At 62.3% G+C, this 20,036-nt stretch carries 23 protein-coding genes; 11 read left to right on the forward strand and 12 right to left on the reverse strand.

The features are described from left to right. Window positions 1-107 precede the first annotated feature (107 nt). Window positions 108-722 (forward strand): LysE family translocator, encoded by a 615-nt coding sequence (locus ACK1U9_RS21700; RefSeq protein ID WP_108480974.1) that lies wholly within the window; start codon window positions 108-110, stop codon window positions 720-722. Here the strand turns inward: ACK1U9_RS21700 and ACK1U9_RS21705 are convergent. Next, window positions 670-1,395 carry a metallophosphoesterase gene (locus ACK1U9_RS21705; RefSeq protein ID WP_108480975.1) on the reverse strand — a complete coding sequence of 242 codons (726 nt, stop codon included), beginning with the start codon at window positions 1,393-1,395 and terminating at the stop codon, window positions 670-672. The genes ACK1U9_RS21700 and ACK1U9_RS21705 overlap by 53 nt on opposite strands. Before the next feature lie 75 nt (window positions 1,396-1,470). Between ACK1U9_RS21705 and ACK1U9_RS21710 the strand changes: the two genes are divergently transcribed. The 3 genes from ACK1U9_RS21710 to ACK1U9_RS21720 all read left to right on the forward strand — a co-directional run bounded on the left by ACK1U9_RS21710 (window position 1,471) and on the right by ACK1U9_RS21720 (window position 3,045). After that, on the forward strand, window positions 1,471-1,986 hold the full coding sequence (locus ACK1U9_RS21710; protein ID WP_449110177.1) for a DUF3016 domain-containing protein: 516 nt from the start codon (window positions 1,471-1,473) through the stop codon (window positions 1,984-1,986). Between the two features lie 76 nt (window positions 1,987-2,062). After that, window positions 2,063-2,806 carry a carbon-nitrogen hydrolase family protein gene (locus ACK1U9_RS21715; protein ID WP_108480976.1) on the forward strand — a complete coding sequence of 248 codons (744 nt, stop codon included), beginning with the start codon at window positions 2,063-2,065 and terminating at the stop codon, window positions 2,804-2,806. Then, window positions 2,803-3,045, forward strand: coding sequence for a hypothetical protein (locus ACK1U9_RS21720; protein WP_046616688.1), 243 nt, complete (start codon window positions 2,803-2,805; stop codon window positions 3,043-3,045). Before ACK1U9_RS21715 ends, ACK1U9_RS21720 begins: the two co-directional genes overlap by 4 nt. A gap of 4 nt (window positions 3,046-3,049) precedes the next feature. Here the strand turns inward: ACK1U9_RS21720 and ACK1U9_RS21725 are convergent, their stop codons facing one another. From ACK1U9_RS21725 to ACK1U9_RS21765, 9 genes are all read right to left on the reverse strand, one after another. Further along, window positions 3,050-3,550, reverse strand: coding sequence for a methylated-DNA--[protein]-cysteine S-methyltransferase (locus ACK1U9_RS21725; protein WP_046616689.1), 501 nt, complete (start codon window positions 3,548-3,550; stop codon window positions 3,050-3,052). A 141-nt stretch (window positions 3,551-3,691) separates the two neighbouring features. Then, entirely contained in the window at window positions 3,692-4,498 is an 807-nt protein-coding gene (locus ACK1U9_RS21730) for a CpsD/CapB family tyrosine-protein kinase (protein WP_108480977.1), read from the reverse strand. Window positions 4,499-4,508: 10 nt separating this feature from the next. Next, window positions 4,509-6,071: a GumC family protein gene (locus ACK1U9_RS21735; protein ID WP_449110178.1), complete on the reverse strand. Its 1,563-nt coding sequence runs from the start codon at window positions 6,069-6,071 to the stop codon at window positions 4,509-4,511. Window positions 6,072-6,090: 19 nt separating this feature from the next. Beyond that, a complete protein-coding gene (locus ACK1U9_RS21740) occupies window positions 6,091-7,206 on the reverse strand; it encodes a hypothetical protein (RefSeq protein WP_085598978.1) in 1,116 nt (371 codons plus the stop codon). A gap of 24 nt (window positions 7,207-7,230) precedes the next feature. Continuing rightward, window positions 7,231-7,788, reverse strand: coding sequence for a polysaccharide biosynthesis/export family protein (locus ACK1U9_RS21745; protein ID WP_046614251.1), 558 nt, complete (start codon window positions 7,786-7,788; stop codon window positions 7,231-7,233). Window positions 7,789-8,045: 257 nt separating this feature from the next. Continuing rightward, window positions 8,046-8,222 (reverse strand): EPS-associated small membrane protein EppA, encoded by a 177-nt coding sequence (eppA, locus tag ACK1U9_RS21750; protein WP_170978847.1) that lies wholly within the window; start codon window positions 8,220-8,222, stop codon window positions 8,046-8,048. Window positions 8,223-8,470: 248 nt separating this feature from the next. Next, complete coding sequence (locus ACK1U9_RS21755; RefSeq protein ID WP_108480979.1) at window positions 8,471-9,013, reverse strand: helix-turn-helix domain-containing protein; 543 nt, start codon at window positions 9,011-9,013, stop codon at window positions 8,471-8,473. A 152-nt stretch (window positions 9,014-9,165) separates the two neighbouring features. Continuing rightward, window positions 9,166-9,435: a DUF6555 family protein gene (locus ACK1U9_RS21760; RefSeq protein WP_108480980.1), complete on the reverse strand. Its 270-nt coding sequence runs from the start codon at window positions 9,433-9,435 to the stop codon at window positions 9,166-9,168. Window positions 9,436-9,601: 166 nt separating this feature from the next. Next, the gene (locus ACK1U9_RS21765) at window positions 9,602-9,811 is read right to left on the reverse strand and encodes a con-10 family general stress protein (protein ID WP_003259459.1); all 210 of its coding nucleotides are present in this window, start codon (window positions 9,809-9,811) and stop codon (window positions 9,602-9,604) included. A gap of 275 nt (window positions 9,812-10,086) precedes the next feature. Here ACK1U9_RS21765 and ACK1U9_RS21770 point away from each other — a divergent pair, with 275 nt between their 5' ends. Both ACK1U9_RS21770 and ACK1U9_RS21775 read left to right on the forward strand, forming a co-directional pair. Next, window positions 10,087-13,869, forward strand: coding sequence for a CheR family methyltransferase (locus ACK1U9_RS21770; RefSeq protein ID WP_108480981.1), 3,783 nt, complete (start codon window positions 10,087-10,089; stop codon window positions 13,867-13,869). 81 nt (window positions 13,870-13,950) lie between these two features. Continuing rightward, window positions 13,951-14,349, forward strand: coding sequence for an NUDIX hydrolase (locus ACK1U9_RS21775; RefSeq protein ID WP_108480982.1), 399 nt, complete (start codon window positions 13,951-13,953; stop codon window positions 14,347-14,349). A gap of 227 nt (window positions 14,350-14,576) precedes the next feature. Here the strand turns inward: ACK1U9_RS21775 and ACK1U9_RS21780 are convergent, their stop codons facing one another. Beyond that, on the reverse strand, window positions 14,577-15,128 hold the full coding sequence (locus ACK1U9_RS21780) for an ATP-dependent Clp protease proteolytic subunit (protein WP_046614163.1): 552 nt from the start codon (window positions 15,126-15,128) through the stop codon (window positions 14,577-14,579). A gap of 22 nt (window positions 15,129-15,150) precedes the next feature. After that, window positions 15,151-15,525, reverse strand: coding sequence for a low affinity iron permease family protein (locus tag ACK1U9_RS21785; protein ID WP_046614164.1), 375 nt, complete (start codon window positions 15,523-15,525; stop codon window positions 15,151-15,153). A gap of 166 nt (window positions 15,526-15,691) precedes the next feature. On the opposite strand from ACK1U9_RS21785, the gene ACK1U9_RS21790 reads away from it, so the two are divergent. From ACK1U9_RS21790 to ACK1U9_RS21810, 5 genes are read left to right on the forward strand one after another with little or no spacing between them, the layout of a single operon-like run. Continuing rightward, window positions 15,692-16,609: a DUF72 domain-containing protein gene (locus tag ACK1U9_RS21790; protein WP_046614384.1), complete on the forward strand. Its 918-nt coding sequence runs from the start codon at window positions 15,692-15,694 to the stop codon at window positions 16,607-16,609. Beyond that, entirely contained in the window at window positions 16,606-17,391 is a 786-nt protein-coding gene (locus ACK1U9_RS21795; RefSeq protein WP_046614165.1) for an endonuclease/exonuclease/phosphatase family protein, read from the forward strand. The genes ACK1U9_RS21790 and ACK1U9_RS21795 overlap by 4 nt, the downstream gene beginning before the upstream one ends. Next, window positions 17,388-18,590 carry a cardiolipin synthase ClsB gene (gene clsB, locus ACK1U9_RS21800; RefSeq protein WP_108480983.1) on the forward strand — a complete coding sequence of 401 codons (1,203 nt, stop codon included), beginning with the start codon at window positions 17,388-17,390 and terminating at the stop codon, window positions 18,588-18,590. The genes ACK1U9_RS21795 and clsB overlap by 4 nt, the downstream gene beginning before the upstream one ends. Continuing rightward, window positions 18,590-19,537, forward strand: a complete 948-nt coding sequence (locus ACK1U9_RS21805) for a lysylphosphatidylglycerol synthase domain-containing protein (protein WP_085598963.1) — start codon at window positions 18,590-18,592, stop codon at window positions 19,535-19,537. The genes clsB and ACK1U9_RS21805 overlap by 1 nt, the downstream gene beginning before the upstream one ends. Window positions 19,538-19,571: 34 nt before the next feature. Then, on the forward strand, window positions 19,572-20,000 hold the full coding sequence (locus tag ACK1U9_RS21810; protein WP_108480984.1) for a hypothetical protein: 429 nt from the start codon (window positions 19,572-19,574) through the stop codon (window positions 19,998-20,000). Window positions 20,001-20,036 lie beyond the last annotated feature (36 nt).

Below are 20,036 nucleotides of genomic sequence, written 5' to 3' on the forward strand. Positions count from 1 at the left end.
CCCATCGCGACACAAGGCCGCTCCTACAGGGGCCTGCAATATTGTTCAATACGGCATGAGCGCCGAGGGGCAGAGTCAGGCTTTTCCGCCAGAGCAGCCTCACCCCGATGCAACAGTTCCTGATCATCGCCCTCGCCCACTTTCTCGCCCTGCTTTCTCCCGGCCCGGACTTCTTCCTGGTCGCACGTACCTCGGTCAACGCCGGCTGGCGCGTCGCGAGCGGCGCATGCCTGGGTATCGCCCTGGCAAACGGCGTGTTCATCGCCATGGCTTTCACCGGCCTGTCGGTGCTGCAGGAAGGCAGCCTGCTGTTCACCATCCTGCAACTGGCCGGCGCCGGCTACCTGCTGTACGTCGGCACCCTGTTCCTGCGCCATGCCGGGCAAACCAGCCTGGGCGCAGTCGCTGGCAAGCAAACAGTGCACGGTTGGTGGCGGGGATTGGGCATGGGGTTCCTGTCCGGCATCCTCAACCCGAAAAATGCGCTGTTCTATGCCAGCCTGGTGAGCATGGTCGCCAGCGCCAGCATTGCCTGGAAAACAATCTATGCCCTGTGGATGTTCAGCATCGTGCTGCTGTGGGATCTGCTGGTTGCCGTGACCATCGGCAACCCGCTGGTACTGCGGCGCTTTGCCCGCTGCCTGCCGTGGCTGGAGCGGGCCTCCGGGGTCATGCTGGTGCTATTGGCTGCGGTACTGTTGTTTCACCTGGCCTGGGGCTGACCAGTTGCAGGGTCCGCATGTCCATCAAGGTGAAATGGCCACTGGCCCAGCCACCGGTATCCAGGTGCCAGACGTTGCCCAGCAGCTTGGCTTCCAGTACCGGCGTGTGGCCCACCAACAAGGCACGCAGGCCCTGCACTGGCTGGGTATCTCCTACCTTCAGGCGCCGCCGCGACCATTGGCACACTTCCCGTATCTTGGGGTCGTCATCCAGTTCCAGCCAGGTCCTCAACACCGTCCAATCGGCATATGGGCTGTCGGCATGCAGCAGGCCAACCAGGCCCGCCGCACTTTCAACCTCTATCGCAATCGGCAGCTGCTCGAAGCGCTCCACGAAACGCAATTGCCGGGCCCTCGGCAGGTCCAGAAACCAGCCACCACCGGCGGCGCGGTACATATCCAGATCGAGCCGCCCGCCGCGCACGCGTGTGATTGCCAAGGCCTCGTGGTTACCCTGCACGGCATGGAACCAGGGCTGCGCCAGCCATTCCAGCGCCGCCTCGCTGTCCGGCCCACGGTCGACCAGGTCTCCCACGCTGAACAGGCGGTCCACGGCCGGATCGAAACCTACCCCATCCAGGCATTGCTGCAAGCGCTGGAAGTGACCATGGATATCGCCCACCGCCAGGTCACGCCCCCGCAGGTTGGCAATAAGACGCCGAAACCGTGCCATTACAATCTTCCTCTGCTGGTAGCGCCATGCCAGGGGTAAAATGAAGGCACACGCAATCTGCCCCGGAGGTGCATCATGCGTACCGCCTTCGTGTGTGCCGTGCTCATGGCGCTGTCACTGGACAGCATGGCACAAGGTGCCCCGGCCGCGCAGGTCGAGGTACGTTTCGAGCATCCGGAAAAATTCCGCGATGCCAGCCTCGACAGCCACGGGTACGAGCGTGGCGCCGACGCCTACGTGATGAACACCCTGACCCAGTACCTGCAGAAGCTTGGCCAACGCTACCTGCAACCTGGCCAGCAATTGGTCATCGATATTCGCGACATCGACCTGGCCGGGCGTTTCGAGCCCTGGCACAGCCAGGCCTACGATGTACGTTACATGCGCGAAATCACCTGGCCGACCATCGACCTCAGCTACACCCTCACCCAACCGGGCAAACCCGACCAGCAGGCGCAGGAGCGGGTCAGCGACAAGATGTACCTCAGCCGCCCGGGCCGGGTCACGAGCAGCAGCGACCGCCTGTATGCCGAAAAGGCCATGCTCGACGACTGGTTCCGCCAGCGCTTCGCCGTCCACCCGGCATCCTGAAAGGCCCTTCACTGGTACAGGCGCAGGTGCCGGTAGTATGCTCGGCCTTTCAACCTGTACCAGGGAAGGGTTTTTCATGAAGTTGTGCGCCGTGCAACTGGCGTCGCTCAAGGGCGATGTGCAAGCCAACCTCGAACGCCACCTGGCCTGCATCGAACAGGCTGCAGCCCTTGGCGCGGAACTGGTGGTATTTCCCGAACTGTCACTGACCGGCTATGAGCCAACTCTCGCGCGGCAGGTCGCCCTCCCTGTCAGTTCGGCGCGGCTGGACCCGCTGCAGGCAGCCTGCGACCGGCTTGGTATCACCGTGGCCGTGGGCCTGCCACTACCGACACCTGATGGCATTCGTATCGGCATGCCAATTCTCAGCCCCGGTGTACCGCGCCAGGCCTATGCCAAGCGGCGCCTGCATGACGATGAACTGCCCTGGTTCACCCCAGGCGATCAAGCCTTGCTGCTGCAGGTCGGCGCCCACCGGGTAGCGCCTGCGATCTGCTACGAATCGATGTTCATGGCCCATGCGGCGGCCGCACGGGAACACGGTGCCGACCTGTATCTGGTCAGCGTGGCGAAGACGGCCAAGGGCATCCAAGAGGGTTATCTGCACTACCCCGAGGTGGCTCGTGAGCTGGGCATGACGGTGTTGCTGGCCAACTGCGTGGGGCCGGCCGATACCTTCATTGGCGCCGGTGGCTCGGCGGCATGGGACAGCCAGGGGCACCTGCTGGCCCGCCTGGACGACCGCAGCGAAGGGTTGATCGTGCTGGATACCGCCAACGCCAGTGCCATGGCGGTGCCTTTGGCCCCCCACCCAGCATGATCTACTTGTTCCTGGCGTTGCTGAGTTATGCCTGTACCTACTACCTGACGGGGCTGCTGATTCAGGGGCAACTGGCCGATGTGGCCGAGGGCTTGCGCCACCGGCCCGATGCGCCGACACCCGGCGAGTACCTGCGTGCAGTCAAGCCACATGCGCGCCGGGCTCATCGGCAGTACACCCTGGTGGCTGGCTCAGCGTTGGCCGTGCTGGTCTGCCTGGTCGCCAGCTGGTTCTGCTGACGACTTACAGGTCCAGTGCCAGGCTTTGCCGGCCCTCCAGCGCCAACAGGTACTGCTTGGCCGCCAGGCCGCCGGCAAAGCCGGTGAGGCTGCCCGAAGCACCGATCACCCGATGGCACGGGGCGATGATCGAGATCGGGTTGCGGCCATTGGCAGCGCCTACCGCACGCACCGCAGTGGGGTTGCCGACCTGCCGGGCGATGTCGCTGTAGCTGCGGGTTTCACCGAACGGTATCGCCAACAGCGCGGTCCACACCTGACGCTGGAATTCGGTGCCGGCAAAGTCCAGTGCCAGGTCGAAGCGCTGGCGTTTGCCGGCAAAGTACTCGCCGAGTTGGCGGGCGGTTTCAAGCAGTACCGGGCACTGGTCATCACGGTGCAGGGCGCCAAGGCGCACGCGGTTTTCCCGCTCCTCTTCCCAGAGTACGGCTGCCAGGCACTCGCCACGGGCTACCAGGGTCAGGGTGCCGACAGGCGACTGCATGAAGGTGAATGCGCTGGACATAAGCAGGCTCCTGCCAGGTTGCGATCAACCTACTGTACGCATCCACAGCCCTGCCTGCATCCGCTTTCTTGCTCAGGCAATCACGCTACCGCATATTGCCTGGGCGCGATGGGCTGCGAAGCAGCCCCGGAACCCCGAACCTCAATAATAGGTACGAGGCTGCTCGTCAGCCTTGTTCAATACCGTCCCCACCAGGTTCACCCTGGCCAGGTGATGCAGGCAATCTTCGATTTCCTTCCTGTTGTTCATACCGTTGGCCACTACCAGCAGCACACAATCGAACTTGGGTATCACGGTGATCGCATCGTCAGAGCTGAGCAGCGGTGGCAAATCGAAAATGCAGATGCGCGACTCGTAGCGGTTGCGCAGTTCGCTGATCAGGTTGTTCACCTTGGGCGATGACAGCATTTCGGTAGACAGTGGCACCGGTACCCGTGTGGGTAGTACCACGAACCGAGGCAAGGTCGGGTTGACCAGGCAGTCCTGCAGCAGGGCCTTGTCGGTCAGAAACTCGTTCAACGCCTGATCCATGGGTAGGCCCAGGCTGCTGCCGACCTTGGGCCGACGCAGGTCGAAGTCCACCAGCAAAGCGGTCTTGGTGGTGTGGTGGGCAATGCTCATGGCCAGGTTGATCGACAGCACCGTCTTGCCCGCTTCAGGGGTTGGCGAGGTGATTGCCAAGGTTCGCCAGCCATTCTCGTCCATGGTCCTGAGCACTTGCGTGCGCAGCAGGTCGATCGGCCCGTTCATGTGGGAGTTCTTGTTGTAGGCGACGATACGGTGCCGCTCCAGGTGCTCCGCGCGCAGCGGCACCACCTTGGTGTTCACGTAATCGAACTGGCCAGGCACTTCTGCCAGCGCCGTCCCAGGGGCGGGTGACAAGGCCTGCGGAGTGCCCGGGGTAACCTGGTGAAGATTATTGCCAACAGCCGGCTTGGTCCTGTCCATCACTGCTTTCCTATGCAAACCGAGACATGACTTTGAGCAACAGCACATCCAGTGGCATGTAGAACACGTGCACCAGCACCACCATGATAGCCGCCAGTACCAGTGCCGCCAGGATAAGCCAGTTGCGCCACCGCTTGCGCCCGGCCACATCGGCCTTGGTATCGATGTATGGCAACGCCACCAGCACCCGCCTGCCCAGCAGGTTTTCCAGGGCACCGACGCCGCGAACACGCTGATTGAACATTTCCATCAACATCACCAGCGCACCGCCACCTGCTGGTGCCAGCACCAGGCCCAGAGCAGCGATTTTCTTGCGGTTGGGCTTGATCGGTTTCTCGGGCATCAGCGGTGGTTCCAGCAGCACGAAGCGCTCGGCCTTGTTCTCCTGCTCCAGGCTTTCGGTAATCTTCGCACCCATTTCCTTGGCGCGGATTTCCTCGTACTTCTTGCGCGCATTGTCGTGGTCGCGCATCAAGGTCACCAGGCCACGCTCGACCTGCGGTGCCTCGAGGATCTCGGCCTCGTAGCCTTCCATCTTGCGGGTCAATTCGCGCTTCTGCTCGGCCAGCGAAGCAATGCGCTCCTGTGCCGCACTCATCTTGGCGCGCACGCGGGCGACATCAAGGCCGACCGTGGAGGCCGCAAGCGTGCGATTGCCACTGGCTTCGAGCGCCTGGATCCTGCGCTTGACCGCCACCACATCGGGGTGGGCTTCCTTGTAGCGGCTGAGCAGCCGGGCATACTCGGCCTTCAGGCTGGGCAGGTCCTGGGGCTGTTCGGCACTGGCCGCCCTGGGGCCTTCCCCGGTTTTGGTGGCCAGCCCGGCACTGGCCGCAGACAGTTCCAGTTCAAGGTAACGCAGCTCTTCCTGGGCGGCCTTGTAATCACGGTCGACCTCGCGGAACTCCAGCTCCGACCGTGACAGCATGTTCATGCGCAAGGTCTGGTGTTCGGGCAAGGCGTTGGCGTGGGCCTGCTTGAAATCCGCCAGCTGGTTTTCCAGGCTGGCCAGCTCGGCACCCAGCTTGTTCGCCTCCTGGGTGAGGAACTCGGTGGTTTCGTTGGCTCGCTCGGTACGCTGCTTGAGGTTCTCGTTGAGGAACAGCGTCACCAGCTCGTCGGCGACTTCCTTGGCCACCTCTGGCTGCTTGTGCTCGAAGGACACATTGAAGGCCACGGTCGCTTCACCGCGCCCGCGTACATAGGTGGTGAGGGTCTCGACCACGACGGCACTGCGCATGTGGTCGATCTTGTCGCCGTCGCTGAAGCGCTTGTCGGGGAAGAGGTTGTACTTGTCGATGATGCGTAGCAGGTTTTCGCGGGTCATCACCCGTTGGCGGATCACTTCGATGCGTTCATCGGCAAAGCTGGTGTTGTTGGTCGACACCAGCTCGGGGGAAATTTGCTGCGACTCCACCAGGATGGTGCCGGTCGATTGGTAGATCGGCGGCACCATCACCGCGACTGCGACGGTCGCGGCCAGGATGACTGCGATGCTCAACCCCAATAACAGGGCCCGGTCCTTGATTATGGCGATGTAATCTCTGAGGGAGAGCTCGTAGTCGGACTTCATGGGGCCACCTGCCTGAAGTTCAGATGTCGGGGTACCTGTACGTCAACGTCAAACCCACGATAGTAGCGTTCGCATCGGCTTCGTGATCCTGCTGCCGTTCCTTGTACATCAGCGACAGGCGCAGGTCCCAGTACGGCGAAAACTCGCGGCTGGCCCACACGCTGTAAGTCTGCAGGGTGTTGGGGGTCTGCCCTTTGCTGTCTTGCCAGGCAGCGTCCGCGCCCACCCGAGTCAATTCGCTGACGGCATAACTCCACACACCGCGCACCTGGTCCAGCTCGGCGAAGCCGCCTTCGGCACTGGCCACCGTGCTGCGTTCTGCTGTGAAGCTGGCGACGGCGCGCGCACCGGTATACAGCAGCGCTACCCCACCCTCCCCACGTCGGCCACCTTCGTCACCGGAAACCTCGGTGACACCCACATGCGCGTCGGCGCTGAGGCGTTCGGAGAGCTGGTACTTGACCCCGACCGCCGGGCTGTAGCTGTTGGACGCCGTCGCCGTCTGGTCCTGCTCGGGCTCATAGCGCCGGGCGCCAAAGCGGCTGTACAGATCGGCCCGCTCGCTCCAGGCGTAGGTCCAGGTGAACACGTTGCCCAGTTCTTCGTAACCCGTCAGCGTACTGATGTCATAACGTGCACGGTTGTACGTGGTTTCGTTGCTCAGGGTGCTGCGTTCGGTAACCGCCTGGCTCCAGTTGCCGGCCAGCGTATACAGCTTTTGCGTGCCATCGGTGGTGACCACGCCGGTATCCAGCACCGTTCCCGAAAGCGTCGAACTTTCGTTGTAACGCGCCAGCAGGCCGAACCGCCCGCGCTCGGTCTGGCGCTGCCAGCCCAGGCTGACGTCGGGGTCCTCACGGTCGTCGACCACCGCCGTGTCAGATGAGCGTAATACGTTCATGCCCAGCCCCAACCTCAGTTCGTCACGGTCGAAGGTACCGATCAGGGTGTAATCGGGCGCGATGATCGTGCGCGTTATGCCCTTTTCACCCGACGACAGCAGCAAGGGGTTGCTGTCATGTTCGACGGATGTCGGTACTACCACCGTAGACTGCCAATTTGCTGCCAGGACTGTGTCCGTAAATGGCAACACCAAGATTGCCGTTGCAATGCTAGTTGTTCTTAGAAGAGGCATTAAGTGTTCTTATTGAAGGCAAGATCAAGGAACGACCAGCGTATCGCCAGCCTGCAGTTGGATGTTGGTGGACATATCCCGGCCAGACACCAGGTCTCTATATCGCACGGGCAGGATTTTTTGGGAAGCTCCGGTGCCACGCACCACCTTGATTTCGCTTTCATCGGCAAACTTGTCCAGGCCGCCAGACATGCTCAGGGCCTGCAGCACTGCCGTAGGGCCTGCCATTTGTACCGGCCCGGGTTTGATCACCTTGCCTTGTACATAGACCAGGTTACCGGCAATGCTCTTGACGACAACGCTGACGTTCGGGTCGGGGAGAAACTTCTCGAGTTTGGCAGCCACTTGTTTTTCAACGGTCGTCACATCCAGCCCGGCAACATCGATGCGCCCGGCCAGGGGGAACGTGATACTGCCATCGGGAAGTACAGTGGCTTCCTGGCGCAGGCTATCTTCCTGCCATACCGAAACCATCACCACATCGCCGGGGCTGAGCAGGTAAGTAGCATTGTTCGGGTCGGCCTTACCGGCACCAGACCACGCCATCAGCATGCAGAACGCGGCAAACATTGAACGCACCATGAGGGTCCCTCCGGCCGAAACGGCCCGAAAAAGAGCACTGAATGAGAACAACACACCAACTCTCGCTCCGCTTCGCGGCATACGCCAACCGCGATGGCCTCGATCTTCCAGAGGCCTGCCTTGACGCTGTGCAGCCTGGGCTGTGCTGCCTGCAACCGTGGACCTGCACGGGCTACTGGCAATATAGCAACGGCTCGGGAATTCACAAGCCAGGCCCCGGGCCGCTGGCGTCAAGGGTTAACCCCAGGCTGGCGGACTCAGATCTTGTTCCTGTTGGCGACTGCCACGAAGCCAACGACAGCAAATGCAAAGAACCAACCTGCGGTTGAAACAGGGATGATACTGTTCTGATTGATATACATATCCGCCGCACGCGCCGCGCCACTCAACAGCGCCAGCAAAGACATCGATTTGATAATCAGAGCCGTGCGCATACGCCCCTCCTGTAAGAGGAAAATCAAGTATTTGTTGGCGTGGTGTTCGCGAGTTGCATGACTGTTGAATTGAGCTTATGAACACAATGACATTGCGTCAACGATTCGACACTATAATAAAATTCAATGGGCAACGGATGGTATCGTCAAAATATCGACGTACAAGTTGAGCATAAGGCGCTGCCATGGTGGCGCCAACGTTTCATCCCTGAGAAAGGCAAGGCGGGGCGCTCTGGCGCCCCGGCGTCTTATTCGTCTGCGTGGTGCACCACGACCAGCAACTGCGCCGGCAGTGGCCCTACCGACCTTAGCCGGTGTGGTGTCTGGGCATTGAAATGCAAGGCATCGCCTTGCTCCAGCAGTACGCGCTCGCTCATGAAGTCCACTTCCACTTGGCCGGCGTGGACGAACAGGAATTCTTCGCCCAGGTGTTCCTTGAACGTGGGGTCGCTGAACTCGATCGGCGGCTGGATCAGGAACGGCAGCAGGCTGCGCTGCCCGACCTGGCTGGTGAGGGCAGCGTACCCCGGCCCGGCCCCGTCACCCACCAAGGCCTGGCGCTCGCCATGGCGCACCAGGCTGTAGCGGCTCTGGCCGGCCTGCTCCTCGGCGAACAGTTCTTCGACATTGACATTCAGAGCCCGCGCCAGCTTCAGCGCAGCGGCGATCGAGGGGGTATTCAGGCCACGTTCGACCTTGGACAGATAACTCTTGGTCATGCCGGTCTTGTCGGCCAGCAGCTCCAGGGTCATCCCCAGTTTCTTTCGCAGCAGTTTCAATCGGATAAACATGTGACGCGAGATTCCCAGGCGAAGGCAGCCGGGTAATGATACGTGGACTGCTCAGGAAATGCTGGGGCGGCTGTGCCGTTGCTACAGGGATCGCGTCGACTTTCTGAATTTGGGCAAGACAGTTGCTCCCGCACGGGTTGTGCAGTCGGGGGTCACATTGTTGTCGCCGGCCCCCTGACCGACTGGCTCGGCTTGCCGCCGGATACCCGCCAGCTCACTGCGGTAATCCCGTAGCGCTCGGCCATCGGCCTGCTGACTTTCCTTATTTTTTCGCGCCCGAACTTGGGGATGATGCCGATGCCCGCATCGCAACTCGCCCAGTGCCAGGCCTCGGCATTGTCCAGTGTTTCCAGACGGATTATGAAACTGCGTGGCTGGCCATGCAGTTGATAATCGATGATGTACAGCTGTGGGCTAGGCATCGCAGGGGCCTCCTCTTCTCCATGGATGACACCCTGATTGATCGGGGCTCGGCCGGAAGATTCAAAAAATTGTCGAACAAGAGGGACCAACGGCCTTGGATGCCTCGGTACGCAGGACTTGGCCGCCACCCGGCACCTGCGGTACCGGGTGGCCTGCAACCTCGACTCACTGTTGACGCCCCCCGCCGTGGCTGTTCTGGCCGCCCTTGCGCCCGGCCTCCGATGCCCGCTGGCGGTCATTGGCGAAGTTGCCGCCAGATGCCTGCCCGCCTTTGTGCCCCGCACGGGAGGCCCGTTCCCGGTCATTGGCAAAATTGCCAGGGTTGGTTTCCTTGGTGCCGCCGCGCTGGCTGGTTCGCTCTTGATCCTGCGCCATGTGGTTTCTCCTTGCGATGGATGGGTCGCATGGATGTTCGCCATGCTTTGGTTCCGAGCCGCCGATCACGGAGTCTGCTCAATGGTTTTGCCGGCAACTGACCAGTGGCACCAAACATGGGCCGGCAAAATGTTTGCGTGACATAAGCAGCTGGGTCGCACTTTCCTTCGCAAGCAGAGGTCTCAATGACATGGCGACGGCCTATAATCCCGCCACACACACGCCCGATGATGCTGCTGAGGGCGGAACGTCCCGGTCTGTACAAGGCTCCGTCCATGAAGTCGTCCCTCAAGCAACCTGCCTCGCCCCAGAACCCGGCGCTCAGCCCCAGCCACCTGGATTTTCCGGTGGTGGGCATCGGTGCATCGGCAGGCGGCCTGGAAGCGATCTGTACGTTGTTCCGGCAAATGCCCAACGATTGCGGCATGGCCTTTGTCGTGGTCCTGCACCTGTCCCCCGACCACCAGAGCGTCGCCGACCGCATCATCCAGGAGACCACGCAGATGCCGGTGCGCCAGGTGACCGAGCCGGTGCCGATCGAGCGCAACCACATCTACGTGATTTCACCAGCCAATCGCTTGTCAACCAACGACGGCTACCTGCGCGTGACCCCCGCCAACCGCCGCCGTGGCGACCACGTGGCCATCGACCTGTTCTTCCGTGACCTGGCTGACGTGCACAAGGACCACGCCTTCTGCGTGGTGTTGTCCGGCACCGGTGCCGACGGCGCCGTGGGCCTTTCGCGGATCAAGGAGCAAGGCGGTGTGACCCTGGCGCAAACCCCGGACGACGCTCAATACGACAGCATGCCCCGCGCTGCCATCGAGACCGGCATGGTCGACCTGGTGCTGCCGGCGGCAGAAATGCCGCAGAAGCTGCTGGAGCTGTGGCGCAATGCCCGCCAGGTGCGGCTCCCGGAAATAGAGGACGACACCCTGCCACCAGCCTTGGGCACCCGCGCAGGCGATGCCCAGGCCTGCGAGCCGATGCTCGAGGAGATCCTGCTGCAATTGCGCAGCAATACCGGCCACGACTTCCAGCACTACAAGCGCGCCACGGTGCTACGGCGCATCGAGCGCCGCCTGCATGTGACCGGCCAGGCAGACCTGGCGGCCTACCTGCATTACCTGGAACAGCACCCTGCAGAATCCAGGGCGCTGCTGGCTGACATGCTGATTGGCGTGACCAATTTCTTCCGCGATCGCGAAGCCTTCGAAGCCCTGGAGCGCCATGTGCTGCCGCAGCTGGCCTGCGAACGCGACCCGGCCGAGGGCGCGGACGAGATCCGCGTGTGGTCGGCCGGCTGCTCCACCGGCGAAGAGGCTTACAGCCTGGCCATTTTGGTTTGCGAGCAGCTGGCACTTGAGCAGCGCTCGTGCAAGGTTCAGGTGTTCGCCACCGATCTGGACGAACGCGCCATCGGCATCGCCCGCAGCGGCTCCTACCCCGAAGCGATCGTCACCGACGTGCCGCCCAGCCGGCTGCGCCAGTTCTTCATCAAGGAAGACCAGCATTACCGGGTGCGCAAGGAGGTTCGCGAAAAGGTGCTGTTCGCCCGGCATAACCTGCTGTCGGACCCACCGTTCTCGCAGATCGACCTGATTGTCTGCCGCAACCTGCTGATCTACCTGGACCGCGAGGTGCAGCGTGACATCCTGCAGATGTTCCACTTCGCCCTGCGCCCGGGTGGCTACCTGTTCCTCGGTTCGTCCGAGTCGGCCGACGTGGCCAATGAACTGTTCGCCCCGGTGGACAAGCGCAACCGCATTTTCCGCGCACTCGATGCCAGCAATACCGGCCACCGTTCCGGCCGCCAGCTGCCCGGTACTTCGGCCGCCAGCATGCCGCAGGATGTGCTGGCCAAGGCCAAGCCGGGGCGCAAGCCATCCTTCGCCGACCTGCACTACCGCGCCCTGGCGCGCCGCATGCCGCCCAGCCTGATCGTCGATATCGACGGCAATATCCTGCACATGAGCGAAGGCGTGGGGCGTTTCCTGCAACTGGCCGGTGGCGAACCGAGCCGCAGCCTGCTGAACCTGGTGCTGCCGCCCCTGCGCCTGGCCCTGCGCAGCACCTTGTTCCAGGCGCGTCAGGGGACCGAGGCGGTGACCTCGCGCCCTGTCGACCTGGCGGAAACCATGGGCAAACTGCAGGTGGAGATCACCGTGCAGCCGTACAAGGACGAACTCGGTGCCAGCGATTGCCTGCTGGTGGTGTTCGAGGAGCGCGCGCCCGACCCGTCCCTGCCGTTGCCCGGCGTCATCCGGCAGACTGACAGCATGGTCCTGCACAACCTCGAACGTGAACTGCAGCGCACTCGCCTGCAGCTGCAGGAAACCATCGAGCAGTCCGAGGTCTCCAGCGAGGAGCTGACGGCTTCCAACGAAGAGATGCAGGCCATCAACGAAGAGTTGCGTTCGGCCAGCGAAGAACTGGAAACCAGCAAGGAAGAGCTGCAGTCGATCAACGAGGAACTGCTCACGGTCAACTACGAGCTGAAGAACAAGGTCGAGGAAACCGACAAGGTCAACGACTACCTCAGCAACCTGATCGCCTGCACCGAGATCGCCACGGTGTTCGTCGACCGCAACCTGCATATTCGCTGGTTCACGCCGCGCGCCGCCGACCTGTTCAATATCCTGCCAGTCGATACCGGCCGCTCCCTGCTCGACATCACCCACCGCCTGGATTACCCGGCACTGGCCGACGATGCCCGCGCGGTGGCCCAGGGCGAGGCCATCATCGAGCGTGAAATCGGTGGCCAGGGTGATCACTGGTACCTGGCGCGCCTGCTGCCCTACCGCTCCAGCGAGCAGAAAATCGACGGCACGGTGCTTACCTTCATCGACATCAGCAGCAGCCATGCCGCCGAAGAGCGCGTGCGCCTGGGCGAAGAGCGCCTGAGCAAGCAATTGGCCGAGACGCAGAGCACCAGCCACATGAAGGACGAGTTCTTCGCCGTCATGTCCCATGAACTCAAGCACCCGCTCAACCTGATCCAGCTCAATGCCGAGATCCTGCGCCGCCTGCCGTCGCTGAGGAACATCAGTGCAGCGAGCAAGGCCGTTGGTACCATTTGTGATGCGGTAACCAGTCAGGCGCGGATCATCGACGACCTGCTGGATGTGGCGCGCATTCGCACTGGCAAGCTCAAACTCAAGACCGAACCGGTGGACCTGCTCGCCCTCCTGCAGGGCATCCATGACGTGGTATCAAGCGAGCAACACCCCTGCCCGGTTCGCCTGGAGCTGCCCGCCGACAACCTGCCGATGATGATCGAGGGTGATGTTACCCGTCTGGAGCAGATCATCTGGAACCTGCTGAACAACGCGCTGAAGTTCAGCCCGGCGGGCAACGAGATACGCCTGGTGCTGAGCCACGACGAGGATAGCGCACGCCTGCAAGTGATCGACCATGGCGTGGGCCTGAGCCACGACAGCCTCGAGCATATCTTCGACCTGTTCAGGCAGGCTGCGCCGCAGCAGGCCAGCCACAGCCGGGAAGGCCTGGGCATCGGCCTGTCGCTGGTACGGCAACTGGTCGAGGCCCATGGCGGTAAAGTGCGCGCGGCATCACCGGGGCTTGGGCTGGGCTGCACCTTTACGGTCACCCTGCCCCTTTGCGATACGCAGTGCCCGCAGCGTGCACAGGGCTCGGAGCCGCTGAGCGTGGGCCGCCTGGATGGAATTCGCGTGTTGCTGGTGGATGACTCTGTAGAGGTTTTGGCGGTAATGCAGGAGCTGCTGGAAATGGAGAGTGCCAGCGTCAATGCCTTCAGCAAGCCACGTGAGGCCCTGGATGCCGCTGCGGGTGCGGAATACGACATCATCCTCTCGGATATCGGCATGCCGATAATGGACGGCCATGCGTTGATCAAGGCCCTGCGCGGCTACCCGCACCTGCGCCATACCCCGGCCATCGCCCTGACCGGTTATGGTGCCAGCGCCGACCAGCACAAGTCGCGCCAGTCAGGCTTCGACCGGCACCTGAACAAGCCGGTGGGCTATGACGAACTGGTGGAGGCCATCGAGGCCCTGAGCGGCTCGGTGCCTTACTGACCGTTGGTCGCTTTGAACGCAACGTTCATTGCGGCCGGGGGCCGAATCTACATGGAATCAAGGATTCGCCCAGGAGCCTGAATGAAACCAGTCAAGCATCGCGCAACCATCATCTGCCGGCACGGCAAACAACGCCATAAATGGTTGTGGGTGAGAAAGCCCAATGCCGCCTGGACCCTGCCCGGCGGCAAGATAGAGCCCGGCGAGACGCCGGTACAGGCAGCGGAGCGTGAATTGCTTGAAGAAACCGGGTTGCAGGCAGAATCGCTGACCCTGTTGATGCGCCATGAAGCGGCAGAGCGCATGCATTATGTGTTCGAGGCGGAATTCGCCGATGCTCCGCATCCCAAGGCGTTGCATGAAATTGCCGATTGGCGGTTCGCCCACCCGGATCAGGTGCCCACGCTCAAGTACGAGATGAAGCGGCTGATCCGTTCGTTGCTGGCCTGTGACCGGGCTACGGCAGCGTCAGTGAGGTAGACCTTCTCCACCTGTACCGGCCCTTTCGCGGGTGAACCCGCTCCCACAGGTTCGGTTGAGTGGCTGAGGAGATTGCCCAGCACTTTTGGCCTGGGCTGTCGTGCAGGCTTGTCAGTACCGGCCTCTTCGCAGCACAAGGCTGCTCGTACTGAACCTCACTAGACCGATGAGTCATGTGTGGTTCTGTGGGAGCGGGTTCACCCGCGAAGAGGCAGGCACAGGAATCGCTAGGCATGCACGCTCCACTGACATGCCTCCACCTCGATCGGCATTTCGTCTACGGCATGGATCATCCCGTTCGCCAATGCCTCCCGTGGCCCCAATATCCGCGGGTAGGCCATCAGATACCGCGGCACATCCAGCACCTCGTCCGCCCCTTCGGTCCGCTCGGCGACGATCTGTGCGTACAGCCGCAGGTCATAGTCCAGGCTCATCGCATATTCGGCCATGCGTGAGTGGTCGACCGAGCCATGCAAGGTCCAGTGGAACGGGTGGAACAGGAACTTGCTGTAACTGCATGCCGTACGCCGTTCCCCGGCCAGGAACAGGATGTTGCCCATGGATTCCACCGTGCCCAGGTTGTGGGTGTGAACCTCGACCGGTAACGCTCGCAGATAGTTGTACAAGGTAAACCCGTAACTGCACTCGCCGCCCATGGTGGCGATGTTCAGTTGCAGGACATCGGCGCCTTGCTGCAAGGCTCGCGAACAGGTGTTGATCAGGTTGCCGCAGGTGGATGAATTGATGGGCCCGGTAAAGTGGACGATATGTCTGGCCATGCTTGCCTCCAGGGTTGGCAGGTCATTCCTTGGTTTTCTGCGCATCGTCACCCTGCCCGGCCATCTGCCGGTACTGCTTGCGCAGGGCATGCAGCTCGGCCGGATCCATGTCTTCAAGGTCCAGCAGCGCCTTGTGCGCCTGTTGGGTGGTGCGCAACAGCTCATCGATCTTGATGTGCAGTTCGTCGTTGTCGCGGTTCTGGGTGTTCTGGATCAGGAACACCATGAGGAAGGTGATGATGGTGGTCGATGTGTTGATCACCAGTTGCCAAGTGTCGTTGAAGCCGAACAACGGCCCGGTCACTGCCCAGATCAGGATAAGCAGGCAGGCGATGCCGAAGGTCAGCGGGCGGCCAGCCCAATTGGCCAGCCATTGGGCGAAACGGTCGAATTTCATCCTGGCTCCCTTCCTCGTAGCGGGTATTCGGTGGAAACGTCGCAGGCCGCAAAGTTCCGCGCGGCATCAGCCTTTTCCGTTGGTCAACCGTGCTGAACCCTGGCCGCTGTTGACCGGTCGCACTTTCAGAGTGACCGAACAAGGACCCGGCAATGAGGAAGGCAGCGTGAGCGATATCCGCATCGGCATCTCCGGCTGGCGCTACGGCCCGTGGCGCAAGGATTTTTACCCGAAGGGCCTGCCGCAGGACGAAGAACTGGCGTTTGCTTCGCGAGCGGTCAACAGCATTGAAATAAACGGCTCGTTCTATAGCCTGCAAACACCCGAACGTTACCAGGGCTGGCATGACGAAACGCCGCCCGGGTTCGTGTTCGCGGTGAAAGCCCCGCGCTACATCACCCATGTACGCCGGCTGAAGGACATCGAAGAAGCCATGGCCAATTTTTTCGCATCCGGGCCGTTGCTGCTCGGCAAGAAGCTGGGGCCATTCCTGTGGCAGTTTCCACCGAACATGAAGTTCGACGAGGCCCGCTTCACAAGTTTTCTCGAATTGCTACCGCACAACCGCAAGGCAGCGCGCGAATGCGCACTAGGGTGTGCGCAGCGCCTGAGGGGCAACGGTGGTACTGACATCAAGGGCAATGCACGGCTGCGTCACGCCGTGGAAATCCGCAATGAAAGCTTTCTGTGCGAAGCCTTCATCAAGCTGCTGCGCAAGCACCGTGTGGCGCTGGTAGTGGCCGACAGCGCCGGGAAATGGCCCTATGTCGAGGACGTTACCGCCGACTTCGTGTACATGCGGTTGCATGGCGATGTCGAACTGTACAGCAGCGGCTATACCGCCCAGGCGCTGAGGCGCTGGAAGCAGCGCATCCAGCACTGGAGCCAGGGCCGCCAGGCCGACGATGCCCAGCTGGTAGTGCCAGGGCCGCCACCGCGGCGCGCCGCCCGTGACGTCTACTGCTACTTCGACAACGACCAGAAGGTCCACGCGCCTTATGATGCCCGACGCCTGTTGCAGAAGCTCTCGCTGGACCATGAGCTGATGACCGAGCCTGGCGTGGTGCCGGAGGTGACCCTGTGAACAGGACCCTGCCTGCCCCGCACTGCATCATCGACAAGGTCACTGCCGTGCGTCGGCTGAATGTATTGACGCTGAACGTGCACAAGGGCTTCACCTTCTTCAACCGGCGCTTCATCCTGCCCGAGTTGCGCGAAGCCGTGCGGGCCACCGGCGCCGACCTGGTATTCCTGCAGGAAGTGCACGGCAGCCACCAGCAACATGCCCTGCGCCATCCGGCCTGGCCGGATACGCCACAGTACGAGTTCCTAGCCGACAGCATGTGGCCGCAGTTCGCCTACGGTCGCAATGCCGTATACCCCCATGGTGACCACGGTAACGCGCTGCTGTCGAAATTCCCCATCAGCCGCTTCGACAACCTGGACGTCTCGGTGCAGGGCAACGAGCAGCGCGGCCTGTTGCACTGCCAGCTGGAAGTGCCTGGCCATGACCAGGTGCATGCGGTGTGCGTGCACCTGGGTTTGCGCGAGGCCCACCGGCAACGCCAGGTGAAGCTGCTGCTGGACCTGCTCGACAGCCTGCCGCCCAAGGCACCGGTGATCGTTGCCGGCGATTTCAACGATTGGCGGCTGAAGGCCGATGCGGTGCTGTGCGAACACCTGGTGGAAGCGTTCGGCGAGCATTTCGGCACCCCGGCGCGTAGTTTCCCGGCGCGTCTGCCGCTGTTGCGCCTGGACCGCATCTACCTGCGCAACGCCATGCCCGGTACGGCTCAGGTGCTGTCGAAATACCCGTGGTCGCATCTTTCCGACCACGCCCCTCTGGCTTCGGAGATCAAACTGTGAACCGACCCTGGGTAGACGGCAACAGCGTGCAGTTGCTGATCAATGGCGAGCAATACTACCCCCGCGTGTTTGAGGCCATGGCCCAGGCGCGGGAAGAAATCCTGCTGGAGACCTTCATCATCTTCGACGACAAGGTTGGCCAGCAATTGCAGCAGGTACTGATTGATGCCGCCCGCCGCGGCGTACGCGTCGAAGTGGCCGTGGATGGCTACGGCACGGCCGACCTGCCTGAAGCATTCATTGCGGCCATGACCGATGCCGGCGTCAGTTTCCACGCCTTCGACCCGCAGCCGCGGCTGGTGGGCATGCGCACCAACCTGTTCCGGCGCCTGCACCGCAAGATCGTGGTGATCGATGGCGAGCGGGCCTTCATTGGCGGCATCAACTACAGCGCCGACCATCTGGGCGACTTTGGCCCCATGGCCAAGCAGGACTATGCCGTGGAGGTCGTCGGCCCGGTGGTGGCACAGGTTCATGCCTCCAGCAAGCGCCTGATGTCACCGGTGCTGCAGCCGCCCAGCGCGGTAAGGCCATTGACCGAGCCTGCCGGTACCTGCACCGCCGTGCTGGTCGAGCGCGACAACAAGGTGCGCAGCACCGATATCGAGGCCCACTACCTGCAGGCGTTTCGCAGTGCCCGACGGCGCATCGTGGTGGCCAATGCTTATTTCTTCCCGGGCTACCGGCTGATGCGTGAATTGCGCAATGCGTCCCGGCGCGGCGTGGAGGTACGGCTGATCCTGCAGGGCCAGCCAGACATGCGCTGGGTACGGGCGTTGTCGCGGCTGCTGTACAACTACCTGCTGCGCGACGGTGTGGCCATTCACGAGTACTGCCAGCGGCCACTGCACGGCAAGGTGGCGCTGGTGGACGATGAGTGGGCCACGGTCGGCTCCAGCAACCTGGACCCGTTGAGCCTGTCGTTCAACCTGGAGGCCAACCTGTTCATCCGCGACCGCGACTTCAACCAGCAGCTCAACCAGCACCTGCAGATGCTGGCCAGCGAACAATGCAAGCCGGTCACCTTGGAACGCATGGTGCGCGGTTACTGGTGGCGGGCGCCGCTGATTTTCCTGTGCTTCCACGTTATTCGCCATTTCCCGCGGATTGCCGGTTGGTTTCCGGCGCACCGCCAGCACTTGCGCTCGGTGCAGCCGGAGGCCGAGGCACAGGGTGACTATCACGAGGGCAAGACCTGATGGCGCGAAAACACTGGCAAACCTGGGGCAAACGGCTGTTCACCCTGGCATTCCTGATCCTGATCCCTGCGCTGCTGTACCTGCTGGCGCGCAACCTGGACTGGAACGAAGTGCGCCAGTCGTTGCTGGCCTACAAGCCCGGTACCCTGGCCATCGGCCTGGTGCTGGCAGCGTGCAGCTACCTGACATTTGCCAGTTACGACTTGCTGGCCCGGGCCTACACCGGCCACCAACTACCGGCTCGCCAGGTGCTGCCAGTGGCCTTCGTGTGCTATGCGTTCAACCTCAATTTCACCACTTGGGTGGGCGGCGTCGCCTTGCGCTACCGGCTGTATAGCCGCCTGGGCCTGGACACCGCAACCATCACGCGCATCCTCACCCTGGGCCTGCTGACCAACTGGATGGGCTACATGCTGCTGGCTGGCACGGTGTTCGCCTTGCGCCTGGTCGAGCTGCCCGCCAACTGGGCGGTGGGCGCCACCGGCCTGCAACTGATCGGCCTGGTATTGCTGGCGATTGCCGCAGGCTACCTGTTGGCCTGTGGTTTCGCCAAAAAGCGAACCTGGCGCTGGCGCGAGCATGAGGTAACGCTGCCGTCGCTGCGCCTTGCGCTGTGCCAGGTGGTACTGGGTGCCAGCAACTGGGCGCTGATGGCACTGCTGATCTTCTGGCTGCTGCCTGGCGAAGCCTTCTACCCGTCGATACTTGGCATCCTGCTGATCAGTTGCGTTGCCGGTGTGGTCGCGCATATCCCGGCCGGGCTGGGTGTGCTGGAAACGGTGTTCCTGGCCCTGCTGCACGGGCAGCTTGCGCAAGGCACGCTGGTGGCGGCCCTGCTGGGCTACCGCACGCTGTACTACCTGGTGCCGCTATTGCTGGCGGTGCTTACCTACCTGATCCTGGAGAAACGCGCCAAGGCCATGCGCCGGCGTGACAAGCCGGCCTAGAGCTGGCAAGGGCCACTGGCCCCGGAGGTGACAAATGCCTGGTGCTGTCTTGAAGCCGATGTTGATACTGATGATGACCAGCCTGGTCAGCGGCCAGGCCCTGGCCGAAGCCTGCAACGTGCTCACCCGCTCCTCCAGCGAGGCAGTCACGCCGGTGGAGCGGCACAGCTGCTACAGCTACAGCAACCTGCCCGCCGAAGCGATCAACTGGTCATGCAGCAACGAGAGCAAGGACATGCTAAACAGTGAAAAGCACAAGGTCGCGCGTTGTGCGGATGGCAGCGTTGGCAGCTGCATCGCACCGTTGACCCAGGAGGCATTGGCCAACCCCAAGGCGGCTGGCGGTGACAAACCGGCGTTGCCCAAGGATGCGCGAGTGATCACCTACTACTACGACACCCCCAGCCTGGGCCAGGCCCGCACCGATTGCGAGCGTAACAACGGCATCTGGCAGACTCACTGATTCTGCAGGCTCGCGCGCTGCTTTTTGTGGGAGCGG

It is taken from the genome of Pseudomonas sp. XP1 (assembly GCF_053557675.1).

Coding starts and splice junctions, on each gene's coding strand:
- ACK1U9_RS21700 (WP_108480974.1), top strand. CDS start 108: ATGCAACAGTTCCTGATCATCGCCCTCGCCCACTTTCTCGCCCTGCTT.
- ACK1U9_RS21705 (WP_108480975.1), bottom strand. CDS start 1,395: ATGGCACGGTTTCGGCGTCTTATTGCCAACCTGCGGGGGCGTGACCTG.
- ACK1U9_RS21710 (WP_449110177.1), top strand. CDS start 1,471: ATGCGTACCGCCTTCGTGTGTGCCGTGCTCATGGCGCTGTCACTGGAC.
- ACK1U9_RS21715 (WP_108480976.1), top strand. CDS start 2,063: ATGAAGTTGTGCGCCGTGCAACTGGCGTCGCTCAAGGGCGATGTGCAA.
- ACK1U9_RS21720 (WP_046616688.1), top strand. CDS start 2,803: ATGATCTACTTGTTCCTGGCGTTGCTGAGTTATGCCTGTACCTACTAC.
- ACK1U9_RS21725 (WP_046616689.1), bottom strand. CDS start 3,550: ATGTCCAGCGCATTCACCTTCATGCAGTCGCCTGTCGGCACCCTGACC.
- ACK1U9_RS21730 (WP_108480977.1), bottom strand. CDS start 4,498: ATGGACAGGACCAAGCCGGCTGTTGGCAATAATCTTCACCAGGTTACC.
- ACK1U9_RS21735 (WP_449110178.1), bottom strand. CDS start 6,071: ATGAAGTCCGACTACGAGCTCTCCCTCAGAGATTACATCGCCATAATC.
- ACK1U9_RS21740 (WP_085598978.1), bottom strand. CDS start 7,206: ATGCCTCTTCTAAGAACAACTAGCATTGCAACGGCAATCTTGGTGTTG.
- ACK1U9_RS21745 (WP_046614251.1), bottom strand. CDS start 7,788: ATGGTGCGTTCAATGTTTGCCGCGTTCTGCATGCTGATGGCGTGGTCT.
- eppA (WP_170978847.1), bottom strand. CDS start 8,222: ATGCGCACGGCTCTGATTATCAAATCGATGTCTTTGCTGGCGCTGTTG.
- ACK1U9_RS21755 (WP_108480979.1), bottom strand. CDS start 9,013: ATGTTTATCCGATTGAAACTGCTGCGAAAGAAACTGGGGATGACCCTG.
- ACK1U9_RS21760 (WP_108480980.1), bottom strand. CDS start 9,435: ATGCCTAGCCCACAGCTGTACATCATCGATTATCAACTGCATGGCCAG.
- ACK1U9_RS21765 (WP_003259459.1), bottom strand. CDS start 9,811: ATGGCGCAGGATCAAGAGCGAACCAGCCAGCGCGGCGGCACCAAGGAA.
- ACK1U9_RS21770 (WP_108480981.1), top strand. CDS start 10,087: ATGAAGTCGTCCCTCAAGCAACCTGCCTCGCCCCAGAACCCGGCGCTC.
- ACK1U9_RS21775 (WP_108480982.1), top strand. CDS start 13,951: ATGAAACCAGTCAAGCATCGCGCAACCATCATCTGCCGGCACGGCAAA.
- ACK1U9_RS21780 (WP_046614163.1), bottom strand. CDS start 15,128: ATGGCCAGACATATCGTCCACTTTACCGGGCCCATCAATTCATCCACC.
- ACK1U9_RS21785 (WP_046614164.1), bottom strand. CDS start 15,525: ATGAAATTCGACCGTTTCGCCCAATGGCTGGCCAATTGGGCTGGCCGC.
- ACK1U9_RS21805 (WP_085598963.1), top strand. CDS start 18,590: ATGGCGCGAAAACACTGGCAAACCTGGGGCAAACGGCTGTTCACCCTG.
- ACK1U9_RS21810 (WP_108480984.1), top strand. CDS start 19,572: ATGCCTGGTGCTGTCTTGAAGCCGATGTTGATACTGATGATGACCAGC.